The sequence below is a fragment of the Anaeromassilibacillus sp. 1001302B_160321_C8 genome (assembly GCF_015554745.1).
In the GTDB taxonomy this organism is placed as follows: domain Bacteria; phylum Bacillota; class Clostridia; order Oscillospirales; family Acutalibacteraceae; genus Anaeromassilibacillus; species Anaeromassilibacillus stercoravium.
Genome location: NZ_JADNJD010000012.1, coordinates 43,862 through 58,854 on the forward strand (window position 1 = coordinate 43,862; position 14,993 = coordinate 58,854).

Annotated in this window: 14 protein-coding genes; 4 read left to right on the plus strand and 10 right to left on the minus strand. The window is 52.1% G+C overall.

The window, feature by feature from the left end; all coding sequences use genetic code 11:
* Positions 1-81: 81 nt before the first annotated feature.
* Positions 82-828 (minus strand): YebC/PmpR family DNA-binding transcriptional regulator, encoded by a 747-nt coding sequence (locus I2E77_RS09320; RefSeq protein WP_087232906.1) that lies wholly within the window; start codon positions 826-828, stop codon positions 82-84.
* 190 nt (positions 829-1,018) lie between these two features.
* A complete protein-coding gene (gene pyrB, locus I2E77_RS09325; RefSeq protein ID WP_191362272.1) occupies positions 1,019-2,077 on the minus strand; it encodes an aspartate carbamoyltransferase in 1,059 nt (352 codons plus the stop codon).
* A gap of 318 nt (positions 2,078-2,395) precedes the next feature.
* Between pyrB and I2E77_RS09330 the strand changes: the two genes are divergently transcribed.
* Both I2E77_RS09330 and I2E77_RS09335 read left to right on the plus strand, forming a co-directional pair.
* Positions 2,396-5,290 (plus strand): acyl-CoA dehydratase activase-related protein, encoded by a 2,895-nt coding sequence (locus I2E77_RS09330; RefSeq protein ID WP_195451097.1) that lies wholly within the window; start codon positions 2,396-2,398, stop codon positions 5,288-5,290.
* Between the two features lie 23 nt (positions 5,291-5,313).
* Positions 5,314-6,603: a 2-hydroxyacyl-CoA dehydratase gene (locus I2E77_RS09335; protein ID WP_191405540.1), complete on the plus strand. Its 1,290-nt coding sequence runs from the start codon at positions 5,314-5,316 to the stop codon at positions 6,601-6,603.
* Positions 6,604-6,749: 146 nt separating this feature from the next.
* Here the strand turns inward: I2E77_RS09335 and I2E77_RS09340 are convergent, their stop codons facing one another.
* Genes I2E77_RS09340 through I2E77_RS09350 form a run of 3 tightly spaced genes read right to left on the minus strand, consistent with a single transcriptional unit; the run spans position 6,750 to position 10,473 of the window.
* Positions 6,750-7,886 carry a Ger(x)C family spore germination protein gene (locus I2E77_RS09340; protein ID WP_195451098.1) on the minus strand — a complete coding sequence of 379 codons (1,137 nt, stop codon included), beginning with the start codon at positions 7,884-7,886 and terminating at the stop codon, positions 6,750-6,752.
* Complete coding sequence (locus tag I2E77_RS09345) at positions 7,883-8,998, minus strand: GerAB/ArcD/ProY family transporter (protein ID WP_195451099.1); 1,116 nt, start codon at positions 8,996-8,998, stop codon at positions 7,883-7,885. The genes I2E77_RS09340 and I2E77_RS09345 overlap by 4 nt, the downstream gene beginning before the upstream one ends.
* Positions 8,998-10,473: a spore germination protein gene (locus I2E77_RS09350; RefSeq protein ID WP_195451100.1), complete on the minus strand. Its 1,476-nt coding sequence runs from the start codon at positions 10,471-10,473 to the stop codon at positions 8,998-9,000. The genes I2E77_RS09345 and I2E77_RS09350 overlap by 1 nt, the downstream gene beginning before the upstream one ends.
* A gap of 144 nt (positions 10,474-10,617) precedes the next feature.
* Here I2E77_RS09350 and I2E77_RS09355 point away from each other — a divergent pair, with 144 nt between their 5' ends.
* A complete protein-coding gene (locus I2E77_RS09355; protein WP_087233080.1) occupies positions 10,618-11,301 on the plus strand; it encodes a DUF421 domain-containing protein in 684 nt (227 codons plus the stop codon).
* Positions 11,298-11,678 carry a DUF4363 family protein gene (locus I2E77_RS09360; RefSeq protein ID WP_191362213.1) on the plus strand — a complete coding sequence of 127 codons (381 nt, stop codon included), beginning with the start codon at positions 11,298-11,300 and terminating at the stop codon, positions 11,676-11,678. The genes I2E77_RS09355 and I2E77_RS09360 overlap by 4 nt, the downstream gene beginning before the upstream one ends.
* 132 nt (positions 11,679-11,810) lie before the next feature.
* On the opposite strand, the gene I2E77_RS09365 is transcribed toward I2E77_RS09360, so the two are convergent.
* The 5 genes from I2E77_RS09365 to galU all read right to left on the minus strand — a co-directional run bounded on the left by I2E77_RS09365 (position 11,811) and on the right by galU (position 14,878).
* On the minus strand, positions 11,811-12,605 hold the full coding sequence (locus I2E77_RS09365; protein ID WP_243252581.1) for an amidohydrolase family protein: 795 nt from the start codon (positions 12,603-12,605) through the stop codon (positions 11,811-11,813).
* 160 nt (positions 12,606-12,765) lie between these two features.
* Positions 12,766-13,026 (minus strand): 30S ribosomal protein S18, encoded by a 261-nt coding sequence (gene rpsR / locus I2E77_RS09370; RefSeq protein WP_087232927.1) that lies wholly within the window; start codon positions 13,024-13,026, stop codon positions 12,766-12,768.
* Between the two features lie 41 nt (positions 13,027-13,067).
* On the minus strand, positions 13,068-13,559 hold the full coding sequence (locus I2E77_RS09375; RefSeq protein WP_191362212.1) for a single-stranded DNA-binding protein: 492 nt from the start codon (positions 13,557-13,559) through the stop codon (positions 13,068-13,070).
* Between the two features lie 5 nt (positions 13,560-13,564).
* Positions 13,565-13,879: a 30S ribosomal protein S6 gene (rpsF, locus tag I2E77_RS09380; protein WP_087232933.1), complete on the minus strand. Its 315-nt coding sequence runs from the start codon at positions 13,877-13,879 to the stop codon at positions 13,565-13,567.
* Positions 13,880-14,002: 123 nt separating this feature from the next.
* Positions 14,003-14,878, minus strand: a complete 876-nt coding sequence (galU, locus tag I2E77_RS09385) for a UTP--glucose-1-phosphate uridylyltransferase GalU (RefSeq protein ID WP_191395281.1) — start codon at positions 14,876-14,878, stop codon at positions 14,003-14,005.
* Between the last annotated feature and the right edge of the window lie 115 nt (positions 14,879-14,993).

Sequence of the window (14,993 nt, forward strand, 5' to 3'; positions counted from 1 at the left end):
TTCCAGGAAGCGCCCGCTTCCCGGTTCCTTCGACGGTTCCTAAACTTTATACATTACTATTGTTGCAGAAAGGAACCGTTTTTATTCCTCGTCGTCTTCGTCTGCGTTCTCCCAGTTGTGCCATACGTTCTGCACGTCGTCGTTGTCTTCCAAAGCGTCCAACAGGCGGCGCATCTTAGTGATGGCGTCCTCATCGGTCAGGGTGGTGTAGGTACTCGGCACCATTTCCACTTCCGCAGAGACGAATTCGTATCCCTTTTGCGTCAGGTCGTCCAGCACGCCGCTGAAATCATCCGGCTCTGTATAGATCTCGAAGACATCCTCGTCCGCCTGGAAATCAGATGCGCCCGCTTCGAGGCAGTCCTCCATGACCTTGTCCTCTTCCAATCCCTCACGCTCGATGACGAGTACACCCTTCTGCGAGAACATGAAGGAAACGCATCCGGAGGTCCCGAGGTTTCCGCCAAATTTATCAAAGTAATGGCGCACATCGCCGGCCGTGCGGTTGCGGTTATCGGTCAAGGTTTCGACAATCACCGCGATGCCGCTGGGACCATACCCCTCGTATGTAATGTTTTCATACTTGGCGTCGTCCCCTTCGCCCGCTGCCTTTTTAATGATGCGTTCAATATTTTCATTCGGCACATTAGCCGCCTTTGCTTTGGCAATACAATCCTTCAATTTGGAGTTGGAAGCCGGGTCCGGGCCGCCGCCCTCTTTTACCGCCACCGCCAATTCGCGTCCGATCTTTGTAAAGATCTTGGCTTTTGCGCCGTCTGTTTTTTCCTTCTTCCGCTTAATATTATTCCACTTCGAATGGCCTGACATAGAAAAATCCTCCTGCCTGTTCCAGATGGCTGGCGATCAAACCGTCTTCCAAGGAACCCCCAGCCTACTGTGTTTTTATACGTTTACAATACGTTTTATCATATCACAATTTTTTGTACCTGACAAGATAATAACAACCCATCGGGAGACATTCCTCTTAGAAAATCCTCTCGAAAGGGAAGAGACACCCTCAAATCAGTGTCCGGCCGTCGCAGTATTTGCATTCGAGCATATCGCCCGTTTCGAAATAAAGCCGCGGCAGATAGGACTCCGTCTTGGTAATGCACTTGGGATTGGAGCATTCCACCGGGTGGGAAGACTGCGTCGGCGGCTTTTTGCGCTTGTACTGGGGGTTCATCAGCATGCTGAAGATCAACGCCATGCGCGCATACATCCCATAGACCGTCTGTTTAAAATAAGCGGCGCGCGGGTCCTCATCCACGTCCGGCGTAATTTCGTCTACGCGCGGCAGAGGATGCAGCACCTTCAAGTCCCGTTTGCCCATGTTCAATTTTTCCCGGTCGAGTACGTAGACGCCCTTTTGCGCTTCGTATTGTTCGCGGGTCGCGAAACGTTCCTGTTGGATGCGCGTCATATAGAGCACGTCCAGCATGGGCATTGCTTCACTCAGGCTGGAAACTTCCACATATTTGCACCCGGCGGCGTTCATGATGTCCTTGACATAATTGGGCAGGGCCAATTCCGGCGTGGAAATCAAAACAAAGGAGTTGTTATGGTACCGTGTCATGGTCTTAATCAGCGAATGCACGGTGCGCCCGTACTTGAGGTCGCCGCATAGACCGATGCACAGGTTGTCCAACCGTCCCTTTTCATTATATAAGGTAACGAGATCCGTCAATGTCTGCGTCGGATGCAGGTGCCCGCCGTCGCCCGCGTTGATGACCGGGACACGCGAGTACATCGCTGCGGCTTCCGCCGCGCCTTCCAGCGGATGGCGGACCACCAAAATGTCCGCGTAGCCGCTTACAACCGTCACCGTATCCTTCAAGCTCTCGCCCTTGCTGACCGAGGAGCTCTGCGGATTGTCAAAACCGATGATCTCGCCTCCCAAACGGAGCATTGCCGTTTGGAACGACATCTTTGTGCGGGTTGACGGTTCATAAAACAAGGTTGCCATGATCTTGCCGCGGCAGGACTCGCAGTATTCCTTTGGATAATTCCGAATCTGATTGGCCAGCGCGATCATCTCACCGATCTCTGCCAAGCTGGATTGATCCAAATCGATCATGTTGCTGATCTGCACAATGCCTCCCAGCTTGCTGAGCTTTACCTCGCCGCGCAATTTACTGATATCCAAGCATACCACCCCATTCTTATTTTTTCCATTCTATCACCCTTTCCTGCATTTTACAAGCGCATTCCCGTCAAAGCGCACAGTACGGCCAGATATTGACAGGCTGAAATTAACAGAACGACTCTTGACAATTCTCCGGCTTTTTCGTAAAATGTGTTATCAGATATTTAATGTAGTTAACTTTTTTAAATTGGGATGGCCGCATCGTATGTGCGGCCATATAGCGGCTAAAAGGCCAGAAGAGGGTGTCATATGAAAGTCGGTTTAGACGTCGGCTCCACGACCATCAAATGCGTGGTTCTCGACGACCAGAACAACATTGTTTATAAGTCCTATGAACGCCATCTTTCACAGATTACGGAGAAGATGAGCGAGTTGCTCACCAAAGTGCGCGATGAGGTCATCCACGGCACGGACGCACAGATTACGGTTTCCGGCTCTGCTGGGATGGGCGTGGCGGAAACCTGTAACCTGCCCTTTATGCAGGAAGTCTACGCGACGCGCATCGCCATCGGCAAATTGATCCCGGATGCGGACGTTATTATTGAGCTGGGCGGCGAGGACGCCAAGATCCTGTTTTTGTCCGGCGGCATGGAAGTCCGCATGAACGGCACATGCGCCGGTGGAACGGGGGCGTTCATCGATCAGATGGCGACCCTGCTGAACGTATCGCTCGATGAGATGAACGAGCTGGCGGCGGAGTATGAAAAAATTTATACCATCGCATCCCGGTGCGGCGTTTTCGCCAAATCGGACATCCAGCCGCTTTTGAACCAGGGCGCGCGGAAGAGCGATATATCCGCCAGCATCTTTGCCGCTGTTGCCAACCAGACCATCGCCGGGCTTGCACAGGGACGGCAGATCAAGGGAAACGTGGTTTACCTTGGCGGACCGCTTACGTTTCTTTCGGGGTTGCGCGATGCGTTTGACACGGCGTTAAAGGTGAAGGGGCTTTGCCCGGAGAATTCCCTCTATTATGTGGCGCTCGGCGCTGCATTCAGCAGTGCGACTTCCATTGACCTAGAAACGGCTTTAAAGAATATTGCCAACTATGGAACAAAAGCGGCGTTCCTTTCCATTGAACCGCTGTTCAACAACGAAGAGGAATATGAGGTATTCCGTAAGCGCCACGAGGCGTGCAAAGCGCCGCGGGGCGATATCGCCTCCTATCAGGGGGAGGCCTATCTGGGCGTCGATGCGGGTTCCACCACCGTCAAAACCGTGTTGCTCGGCAAGGACGGGGAGATCCTCGATTCGATGTATCAGAGCAACTCCGGCAACCCGGTCCCGATCATCCGGGAATATTTGTTGGGGCTGTATCACGATCATCCCAATATTCAGATCCGCTCCTCCGCCGTCACCGGATACGGGGAAGAGCTCCTGAAAAACGCATTTGGCATTGACTGGGGCATTGTGGAGACCGTCGCGCATTTTACGGCGGCCAAGCATTTCCTGCCGGATGTGGATTTTGTCATCGATATCGGCGGCCAGGATATGAAATGCTTCAAGATCCGCAAGGGCGCCATCGATAATATCTTTTTGAACGAGGCTTGTTCTTCTGGATGCGGGTCCTTCTTGCAGACCTTTGCCAACACATTGGGATACAGCATCCAGGACTTTGCAAAGCTCGGTTTGTTTGCCAAGCATCCAGTCGATTTGGGTTCCCGCTGCACCGTGTTTATGAACTCTTCGGTCAAACAGGCGCAGAAAGACGGCGCGACAACCGAAGATATTTCCGCCGGCCTGTCGGTCAGCGTTGTAAAGAATGCGATTTATAAGGTCATCCGTGCTTCTTCCGCGGAGGAACTGGGGAAAAATATTGTTGTCCAGGGCGGCACGTTCCTGAACGACGCGGTCCTGCGCGTCTTTGAAAAGGAACTCGGCGTAAACGTCGTGCGCCCGGATATCTCCGGGCTGATGGGTGCCTATGGGGCGGCGCTCTATGCGATGAATAAGGCTGGCAAGGCCAGCACGTTGTTGTCTTTGGAAGAGCTGGAGAACTTTACGCACGAAGTCCGCGTGACCTCCTGCGGCTTGTGCAACAACCATTGCCGCCTGACCATCAACGTCTTTGGCGGAAACCGCCGGTTCATCGGCGGAAACCGCTGTGAAAAACCCGTAACAAAGCGTTCCAATCAGAGCGAACAGAACATGTATGCCTTTAAACTTGAAACGCTCCGTTCATATCTTCCGGTGGAGGGGCCGCGCGGCAAGCTGGGCCTTCCCATGGGATTGAATATGTATGAACTGCTGCCGTTCTGGTATACGTTTTTCACCAAGCTTGGGTTTGAGGTGGTTACGTCCCCGCTCTCCTCGCGTGAATTGTATATCAAGGGACAGAGCACCATTCCGAGCGACACGGTCTGCTTCCCTGCAAAGCTCATGCATGGGCATGTGGATGCGCTGATTGAGCAAGGCATCCAGAATATCTTCTATCCGTGTATGTCCTATAACTTTGACGAGAAGTTGGGGGACAATCACTACAACTGCCCGGTGGTGGCCTATTACCCGGAGGTCATTTCTGCGAATATGGCCAACCTCAGAGGATTGACGTTTATCCACGATTATGTCGGCATTCACCGCAAGCGCGACTTTCCCAAGAAAATGCACGCCATTTTAGCGCAGTATTTTGACGGCATTTCCCTGCCGGAGGTGAAGCAGGCCGCGAAAGACGCTTACGCCGAATACGACGCCTATATGCAGAAGATCCGCGAGAAGGGCGACGAGATGATCGCGCAGGCCCGTGCGGAGGGGAAGCCGATTATCATTTTGAGTGGCCGCCCGTACCACCTCGATCCGGAAATCAACCACGGAATCGACAAGCTGATCACCAGCTTGGGCGCGGCCGTTATTTCGGAGGATGTCATCAGCGCCAAAGAAAAGAAATTTTCGGTCGGCGTCTTGAACCAGTGGACCTATCATGCGCGCCTGTATGCAGCCGCTGAATATGTGGGCAGCCAGAAGGATATGAATCTGGTGCAGCTCGTCTCCTTTGGCTGCGGTGTGGATGCCATTACGACGGACGAGGTGCGCAGCATTTTGGAATCCCATAACAAAATCTATACACAGATCAAAATAGACGAAATTACGAACCTTGGCGCAGTCAAGATCCGCCTGCGCAGCCTGTTCGCCGCTCTGGAGGGCTGAGCCCCATCCGAAAGGAGAATACTATGGCAGAATTGAAATTCGATAAAACGGGCCGTCTCCTGTTTACCAAGGAGATGAAAAAGGAATACACCATCTTATGCCCGATGATGTTGCCCATCCATTTTGAGCTGTTTGTGGACGTGTTCCGCAGCTATGGCTATAAAGCGGAGTTGTTGACCACCAGCGGACCGAGCATCGTGCAGGAAGGGCTCAAATATGTGCACAACGATACGTGCTATCCCGCCCTGCTGGTGATCGGCCAGTTTATTGACGCCCTCAAAAGCGGCAAATACGACCTGGACCGTACAGCATTGATTATCACACAGACGGGTGGCGGCTGCCGTGCGAGCAATTATATCCACTTGTTGCGCAAAGCGCTGCATAAGGCGGGCTTTGATCAGATCCCTGTCATCTCGCTGAACCTTTCCGGCCTGGAGCACAACCCCGGTTTTTCGATCACCTTACCGATGATCCGCAAGATGGTAGCGGCTGTCATCTACGGCGACGCACTGATGCTGCTGAATAACCAAGTAAAGCCCTATGAGGTTGAACCCGGCGCCAGCAAGCGCATGGTCCAGAAGTGGACGGCCGAACTGTGCAAGCAGTTCCGTCACAGCGAGGGCATGGGCCTGAAAAAAGAAGAGGCGAACCTCCAACGCATCGTGAAGGATTTTGCCTCGATCCCGATCAAGAAGACGCCAAAGATCAAAGTGGGCATTGTGGGCGAAATTTATGTCAAATACGCGGCGTTCGCTAACAACCATTTGGAGGATTTCCTGGCGGAGCAGGGCTGCGAGGTCAACGTGCCTGGTTTGATGTCGTTTGTTCAGTTTAAAATTGACAATCGCCTTGAGGACATCAAGCTCTATGGGGGCAGCAAAGCGAAGTATGCGGTGGTGAATGTCCTGATGGAATATGCTACCAAAATGCAGGATGCCCTGATCCGGGCGGTCAAGACCGAACCGAAGTTTTATGCACCGGCATCTTATGAGCATATTAAGAGCCTTGTCAAAGGCGTCATTGGATATGGCGACAAGATGGGGGAGGGCTGGCTTCTCACGGCCGAGATGCTGGAGCTCACCGAAGCGGGATATGAAAACATTGTCTGCGCGCAGCCGTTTGGCTGCCTGCCGAATCATATCTGCGGCAAAGGGATGATCCATCGGCTCCGCGAAGTTGCCCCAAATTCGAATATTGTCCCGATCGACTACGACCCGAGCGCTACCCGCGTCAACCAGGAAAACCGCATCAAGTTGATGCTGGCGGTTGCCCGCGAAAAAATGGCTGCTGCCGGGGAAGGAAAATCCGAGTGACGGTTAGGCATATAGATCGTCCATCGTATCATAAAAATAGCAGAAGGCACCAAACGAAAGACCGTTTGGTGCCTTTTTAACGTAGAATCGTTTTTCTATTTATTTGCTTGCCCCATAGGAAACAGGGATTCCAAGAGAGTGGCTTGTCATGCATTGACGTCGCTTTGCAGGCCCGTGATTTCCTGGCCTCCACGCCGAAGCTGTACTTCTACTTGTACGTCGTATTCCGCTTGGTCCATCTCTTCCCTCCAGTTTGCCTCATGCTGTTTCCAGTACGTCGGCTGGGATTGATAGAGCCGGCGGCCAAAATTGAAAATGTCGCTGTGGTTGTCTTCGATGCATATGGAGATGGCTTCCATGCAATTCTGCGTTAGCTGTTCCTCTAACAGTTCGCCGATTTTCTCATACATCTTGCTGTCCAGGGATTTTCCGCTTGGCATATCCGCCGCGCCAATGGTAGCGCCGCATTCGACCTCAATGGAAAAGCGTGGTTTTTCCCCAATAATTTGCGGGGAAATCTTTGTAGAGGCTTCCTCTAATTCCAATGTCACTTTTCCGATTTCCGGAGATTGGACGACTGCCGTCCCATTGTGGAGCTTTCCAGTGATCAACAAAAGCCCTCTTGTCTCCTGTGCATCGAGGTCGGACACCAGCTGATCGCCGGAAAAGACCGCCGTGCCACTGGATACGATCGATTCTCCATCCTGCATCACAATGGGAAGATAGGGGGAAGACCCCTCTCCGCGCAGCTGGTTGATCACATCCAACATCTCTGTCTGGACAGTCTCCCCATTATACTTTCCACCCTTGGCCAGCTCCGCGATATCGCGCGCCTGGATATATTTGCCGTCCTCCTGCTCCGTGCTGAGGATGTCTTCGGCGGAGGAATCGGCCATGAGGACGTTCACAGTGGGATGGGATTCCGGATAGCGGATAAAAAAATCCATTACATTGCTAAGCCCCTCTTCGGCACAGCCGCGTCCCAGAACCAAAACCAGGCTATGGCTATAAAGAGGTTTCTTCCCGTTGGCGAGCGTGATGGCATTCAGGGCGTCCATGGCGGAATCCCCTTCGCCGTTCATGAGGGACACGGTATTTTCCTCCTGATCGCTCACCTTTGTGACCTGCACGGTTGCCCGGTAGACGCCATCCTCGTAGTCTATGCCAATCCCCTGAATCAATAGCCGTTGGCTCAACTGCACCTGATAGCTGCATCCTTGCAGGGAAAGGCAGGAAATGAGTGCAAATGCCACGGCAAGGCCTTGAATCACAACCTTTTTCACGCTGGTCCCTCCCCTTTTTGCGTTTTCTCAGGGACGCGCTTTTTCTTGCGAATCAGATCTACAATCAGCAGGACGAGCGGAATCCCGACTGCCGCCGTGATGGTGATTGTAAACAGGAGAGGAACGCCATAGAAGACCTTTTGCAGGGGCAAGGAATACGTCACCGCTACGGCTAGGGCCGCCACCAACAAGGAGGCCACGGGCAAAGCAATACGGCTTGTCTTTTTGTTGGCGACTTTGCGCAGGCAGGTCATAAATAGATAGGCGTCGGTGGACATTTGGATAAAGGGCCCGGCGACCCAGATCGTAATAAAGACCACGTCGAGGCGTTCCAAAACGCCCGCATCCGCTAGCGAAGCAGCTGTATAGACAGGAAACAGTTGATTTTTCAGATAACTGCCGCCCACACCCACCATACCTAACAATAGGAAGATCATCAGGCAGTAAATGCCGGTATTCCAGATGCAAAATTTGAGCTTCTTTTTTCCGCTGACCCGGGGGAGAAGCAGCGCCATAGTGGAAAATCCAGTGCTTCGTGCCAAGAAAAGGGCCGTACCGGTGAAAAGCTGTTTGGGACCATTGTAGAGAAATGGATCATAGTTGATCCACTGGATTTTTGGCAGAAGCGCCACGCCAATCCATACCATGCCGATGAGGATGATCGCCAGGGCAAATCCAGCGGTGCGGGCAATGGCCTCGATCCCCAGATAGGCGGCATAACAGACCACGGCGACAAAAGCCAATGCGACCAACCAGACGGGCATCAGTGGCTCCATGATGTTATTGAGGAAAATTTGGAAAAAGGAGAGGTAGTAGCTGTCAATCGCCATAAAATACAGTCCATAAAACACGGCGAGCAGGATGGCGCCGGGCTTTCCGACAAGACGCTCCCCGGTCTCTAGCACGTTTTCCTGTGGATTGCGGCGATGCAAAAAATAGAGCGGCAGAATTAAGACAAAATTTAAGACCAATGCCAACAGTGCAGAAAGAATATTGTCCACCATATTTTCCCCGCCGCCCAACAGGGTGTTATGCGTGAGCATAATCACGCTTCGATTGACAAATAGAATGGAAAAGAGCTGCCCTGCGCTGATACGATATTGCTTTTGCATCATACTTGCTTCCCTTTTTGATCTGGATTTTTGATTTCGGAGCCGGGCATATTTTGCACCATTTCAATATTCTTGGAGAGGATCTTCCAGCTTGCGCGCACGAGAACGTCGCGCATACTGTGAAGCTTAAACGGAGAGAGGGGAGCGCTGAAGGGGATCTGATAGACCATCTCGGCGCAGATATTGACCAGCATCACCATTAGACAGAGCGCCAGACCCCAGAATCCCAGTGTGCCGCCAACCACAATAAAGATAAAGCGCATGATGGTGACTGGACCATATAGGGTGGGCGTTACATAGGAGGCGGTTGCGGTTAAGGCAATCACCATAAGCGTAGGCGCGCCGACTAACCCCGAGGATACGGCTGTTTCGCCGATTACCAGAGCGCCCACAATGCTGACAGCATTGCTCAGAGGCTGCGGGACGCGGAGTCCCGCCTCACGCATGATCTCATAGAGAAAATGGATCACAATGGCTTCCAACATGACGGGAAACGGCGTGGTCGCCTCCGCCTGCGCAATTTTAAGCATCAGTTCCTCCGGGAGCAGTTCGGGGTGGAAGGTCGTTGCAGAGACATAGAAGCCCGGTAAGAATACCGCTAGGAAGAAGGCGAAGAATTTGAGCCAGCGCGTAAAGGTGGCATAGAACGGCCGGAATGCATAATCGTCAAAGCTCTGAAAATTTTCAACAAATAGGTGGGGAACAATCAGAACATTCGGCGTGCCGTCGATGATGATCGCAACACGGCCTTCGTTGATTTTTCCACACACAGTGTCCGGGCGTTCCGAGAGGCCGACCCCGCTAAATATGAAATGGCTATGTTTCCGCACAATCTGCGGGGAGACATAACCAGCGGCCAAAACGGTGTTGAGCTGTAGATCCTTAATCCTCTTTTTTACCCGTGAAAGGACTTTTGGGGAAACGGTATCCCGCAGATAGCAGACGCAAATATTTGTTTTGCTCTCCTTTCCCACAGTAAAGATTTCAAATTTTAGTTTTGGGGTGTGCATCCTTCTGCGGATCATGGACATGTTGATTAAGAACGGTTCGACAAAGCCTTCCCGGGACCCACGCTGCGTCATCTCATTTTGGGGCTCGGAAATGCCGCGGAACGAGAACCCCTGCACGCTGAAGGCCATCATGCGGATGCAGCCGTCGATGGCGATGAGAGCAAACCCATTCATCAATTTTTGTATCGCCGCGTCGTATGTGTCCACTTCTGCCTGATCGACTGTGGCCAGTGTATTGTCTCGAATGTATTCAAATTTTTTGACAGGGTCCTGTTCCAGAATGGTCGCATGTAGGATGGGGTTCATGATGCCTTGTACAATCACCTGTTTATTGACCAAGCCCTCCAAGGTCAGCAAGGCGGCGTCCGTCCCTGTAATCTGAAATTTACGCACGATAAAGTCAGCGCTTCCATCAAACTGCTGATTGAAATACGCCAGATTTTCTTTTAAAGATGCCGTCATCATCGCAATCACCTCATCGAGGTTAACTTTGCCAAATTCCGTTGGTTTTATGCATATCCCGTCCATTGTAAAACGTTTCGCATAATTCTGACGGCTTGGGTTCATACTGAAATAGGAAAACAAAACGATTTGGATGGTGACATGGCAATGACGATTTCTCTTATCCGTACCCTGCTGCTATACATAGTGATTATTGTAGCAGTCAGGCTCATGGGCAAGCGCCAGATCAGCGAATTACAGACCAGCGAGCTGGTGGTCACGCTCCTAATCTCTGACATTGCGGCGATCCCCATGCAGGATACGGGACAGCCGTTGGTGAGTGGGTTTATCCCGATCGCAGTCCTGGTGATGTGCGAGATTGTTGTCTCGGTTTTAATGCTCAAGATCCCGAAATTCCGCCGCGTGGTGTGCGGCCGCCCAATTGTTGTCATCAGCGATGGGAAGCTGATTCAATCTGAGATGAAGCGCCTGCGCATGTCTACGGAGGACTTGGGGGAACAATTGCGGCAACGGAATGTCTTCAGCCTGGATGACGTCGCTTATGCGATTATCGAGACGAACGGCAAGTTAAGCGTCATCAAAAAGCCGGATAAGGAAACCCCGACGGCCGGGATGATGGGGGTCGCTTTGCCGAATACGGGCATTGAAACGGTGGTCATCAGCGACGGTATCCTTTCCGAATTTGCCATGAAGCTATGCAATAAAAGCCCGGAATGGATTCGTGGGATTTTGCATGCCAAAAATATCCGCCAGGAAGATGTGTTTATTATGACCGCGAACACAAAGGGCGATTACAATATCATTCCAAAGGAAAGGGGGACATCGTTGTGAAGCGGCTTTGGGCGGCAGTGGCAATTCTGGTTGTAGTGACTGGATTGTGTTGGTGGGGTGTACACACCACCATCGAACTTTCCAATGAACTGAGCGGCACGCTGCAAGAAGCACGCAATGCTGCAGAGCAAGGAGATTTTGAGCGTGCTGCCGGTTTAAGCAACCAAGCGGAGGAAAATTGGCGGAAATTCCATAAGACGCTGTCCACATTTATTCAGCACACACGCTTGGAAGCGATTGACCTCTCTCTTGCATCTCTCTCCCCGTTGATTGAACATGGGGCAGTTGATGAATTCAGCTCGGAATGTGCGCGCGCAGCCGCACAAATTGCCAGCTTGCAGGAGGCGGAGCTGCCCATCTTGGAGAATATCCTTTAGCCGCATGGATTTATTGCAACAGAAAAGGAGCTGTCTGGCTGTAAAAACGCAGCCGGATAGCTCCTTTTTATGTTCCGCTTTATATTAAAGAATGGAAGAACGTGCGGGTACAACAAAAGGCCCAGTAGCTATTCAGTGGGACAACCCTAATACCCGCTGGGCATTCTTATAATAAATATTTTCTTTTTCGCGATCGGTCAAGTGCGTGCGCTCAATGAATGCAAATTCGTCGCAGGAACGGCTCCACGGGCAGTCGCTGGCGAACAGGACGCGCTCAGACCCATGCTTAGAGACCAGGCGCTCAAACTGCTCCGGGGAGCACAGGCGGGCGGACATCGCGGTGTCGATGTAAAGCGGTAAGCCGGCGACATACTCTTCCGCCTCCTGATAGCGTGCCATCCCGCCCATATGCGCGGCAATCACCGTCATGTGCGGGAAGAGCTTGACCACTTTGGCCACTGCCTGCGGCGTGGCGTGAATCAAATCAGGGGAGAGGGGGTCCCAGCCCGTGTGGAACGTTACAGGCAACCCCAGGGAGGAGATGGCATCATAGATCGGGAACATTTTGGGATCGTCAATGAGAAAGCCCTGGTAATCCGGATGTAGCTTTACCCCATATAGGCCGAGGTCCTTAATCCGTTGCAGCTCGTCGAGTGCGTCCGGCGCGTCGGGATGGATGGAGCCGAAGCTGTAAATGTTGGGATCATCGATTGAAGCGGCCCAATTGTTGACTACGGTCTGTTGGGATGGTTTGGTAGCAATGTTCATCGCCATGGCCGCATCGACGCCCCAGCTTTTCAGTTTTTCCTTTGTATCAGATAGGGTGCCGTTTGTAAAATAGGGGCTTTTGCAGATGTTGGCGAGATTGGTCAACGCTTTTTGGGCGATTTTTTCGGAAAACATGTGAACATGTGCATCAATCAGCATGACAAAACTCCTGTTCTGAAAGGACAGCGGCCTGTATTCCAAAAGGTTTTCAGAGGGAAGAAGGAAACAGACCTGTCCGGGATTACAAAAAAAGATGCGGGCGCAACGCACCCGCATCTTCCATATGCAAAGCTAATATAGCTTGCCATATTTTGTTTTATCAGTCGCTGCTGAACGGGAGCAGCGCAAGATGACGGGCGCGCTTAATCGCAACCGTCAGCTGACGCTGATGGCGCGCGCAAGTGCCGGTTACTCTGCGGGGCAGAATCTTTGCTCTCTCAGAGATAAAACGGCGCAGTTTTGCGACATCCTTGTAATCGATGGTTTCAATTTTGTCTACGCAGAAGCTGCAAACCTTTTTGCGGCCTTTGCGTCCACCCGGACGGCGGTTATCGCGCTCGGGTCTATCACCGTATGCCATAACGGAAACCTCCTTTTTTCAGTCTTTTCAGTCAAATGGAATTAGAACGGCAGATCATCGTCGGAGGGGATCTCCTCAAAATCACCCGTATTGCCGCTTGTGTAAGCGGGAGCGGGCTGTTCCGGAATCGGCTCCGTCCTAGAGTGATAATTGTTCTCGTAGTTGCCACCGCCATAATTTCCCCCTGCGTAACCGCCTCCAGCGGAGGAATCACGCTTTGGCTCGGCAAAATGGACATTGTCCGCAACGATTTCAAAGGCTTTGCGCTTATTGCCCTGGCTATCTGTATAGGTGCGGGTTTGAATCGAACCCTGCACAGCCACCAACTGCCCTTTGCGGAAGTATTTGCATACAAAATCCGCAGTGCTTCGCCAAGCGACAATGTCAATGAAATCAGTCTGCCGGTCAGAACCGGATTTAACATACGAACGATCCACAGCGAGTGTGAAACTTGTCACAGAAATATCGTTGGCCGTATGGCGCAACTCTGGGTCAGCCACAAGGCGGCCCATTAAAACAGCAACATTGAGCATTCAGATCACTCTTTCTTTGCCTTTTCCGGCTCTTTCTTGATGATCAAGGAACGAAGAACACCGTCGGTGATCTTGTAGATACGGTCCAGTTCTGCGGTGAAGGCAGGCACGCTCGTGAAATCGATCAGAACATAATAGCCCTCCGCCTCTTTGTTGATGAGGTATGCAAGTCTGCGCTTGCCCCACTCATCCACGCCGTCGACCGTACCGTTTGCAGCGATCAGATCCTTGAACTTCTGGACCAAGGATGCGATGCCGTCCTCTCCCAACTTGGTGGAAAGAATGAAAACGGTCTCATAGGAATTTGTTACTTCTGGCATTGTATTGCACCTCCTTTTGGACGTTAGGCCCCGGATAGAACTTCCGGAGCAAGGATAGAAAGCCAAGAATATGGCTAACAGACATAATTATAACAGCGATAAACCGATGCGTCAACTAAAATTTTACAGGGTTTTGCTGATTTCCTTTAGATATGCCCGGAAAGCGCTTCCAATCTCTGGGTGCTGAAGCGCAACCTCGACCGAAGCCTGCATGATGCCGAGCTTATTGCCCATGTCGTAGCGTGTGCCGGTGAAATCCACCGCAACCATCCCTTTGCTGCGTGCCATGGTCCCCATCGCGTCGGTCAGCTGAATCTCCCCGCCGGCGCCGGGATTTGTGTTGTCCAAAATGTCGAAGATGTCCGGAGTCAGGACGCAGCGGCCCAGGATGGAAAACAGAGAAAGGATCTTATCCGGCGTGGGCTTTTCCACCATATCCGTACACTTATAGTAATTGTCGTGAATCGGCTCGACTTTCAGGGAGCTGTATTTTGTAATCGCTTCCGGCGTCACTTCCTTCACGCCCAACACACCGAGGCCGAACTCCTCGTAGGCGCGGATGAGCTGGCCGCAGGCCGGGTCCTCCCCGATGATGACGTCGTCGCCGTATAGGACGGCGAAGGGCTCGTTACCGACAAAGGAACGCGCGCAGTTGACGGCATGTCCCAAGCCGCGCGTCTCCTTTTGGCGGACAAAATAGATATTGGCCATATGGGAGATGTCCACGATCTCTTTGAGAATCTTTTCCTTTTCCGGGCCTCCGCTGGTCAAACGCGCCTCCAATTCCGGGACGCGGTCGAAGTGGTCTTCAATTAGGCCCTTCCCGCGGTTGGTGATGATGAGGATGTCTGTGATACCGGAGTGGACCGCCTCCTCAACGATGTATTGAATGGCAGGTTTGTCCACGATCGGGAGCATTTCCTTCGGCATGGATTTGGTGGCCGGAAGCACACGTGTGCCCAAGCCGGCAGCGGGGATAACGGCTTTTGTTACCTTCACTGGGATTCCTCCTTAAAGTCATGATGGAACGTGCGTAGCGTCTGTGTTTTTCTGTCCTTAGCCTATGTGTAAAGAATCGCAGTATACTTTCCTGTGCGATGGGATTCTACTTTTC

Bases quoted from the DNA above. Each gene is read 5' to 3' on its own strand.
- rpsF (WP_087232933.1), bottom strand. From the start codon at position 13,879: ATGCCAGAAGTAACAAATTCCTATGAGACCGTTTTCATTCTTTCCACC.
- I2E77_RS09355 (WP_087233080.1), top strand. From the start codon at position 10,618: ATGACGATTTCTCTTATCCGTACCCTGCTGCTATACATAGTGATTATT.
- I2E77_RS09335 (WP_191405540.1), top strand. From the start codon at position 5,314: ATGGCAGAATTGAAATTCGATAAAACGGGCCGTCTCCTGTTTACCAAG.
- I2E77_RS09345 (WP_195451099.1), bottom strand. From the start codon at position 8,998: ATGCAAAAGCAATATCGTATCAGCGCAGGGCAGCTCTTTTCCATTCTA.
- I2E77_RS09320 (WP_087232906.1), bottom strand. From the start codon at position 828: ATGTCAGGCCATTCGAAGTGGAATAATATTAAGCGGAAGAAGGAAAAA.
- I2E77_RS09365 (WP_243252581.1), bottom strand. From the start codon at position 12,605: ATGCTGATTGATGCACATGTTCACATGTTTTCCGAAAAAATCGCCCAA.
- I2E77_RS09350 (WP_195451100.1), bottom strand. From the start codon at position 10,473: ATGATGACGGCATCTTTAAAAGAAAATCTGGCGTATTTCAATCAGCAG.
- I2E77_RS09330 (WP_195451097.1), top strand. From the start codon at position 2,396: ATGAAAGTCGGTTTAGACGTCGGCTCCACGACCATCAAATGCGTGGTT.
- pyrB (WP_191362272.1), bottom strand. From the start codon at position 2,077: ATGATCGATTTGGATCAATCCAGCTTGGCAGAGATCGGTGAGATGATC.
- rpsR (WP_087232927.1), bottom strand. From the start codon at position 13,026: ATGGCATACGGTGATAGACCCGAGCGCGATAACCGCCGTCCGGGTGGA.
- I2E77_RS09375 (WP_191362212.1), bottom strand. From the start codon at position 13,559: ATGCTCAATGTTGCTGTTTTAATGGGCCGCCTTGTGGCTGACCCAGAG.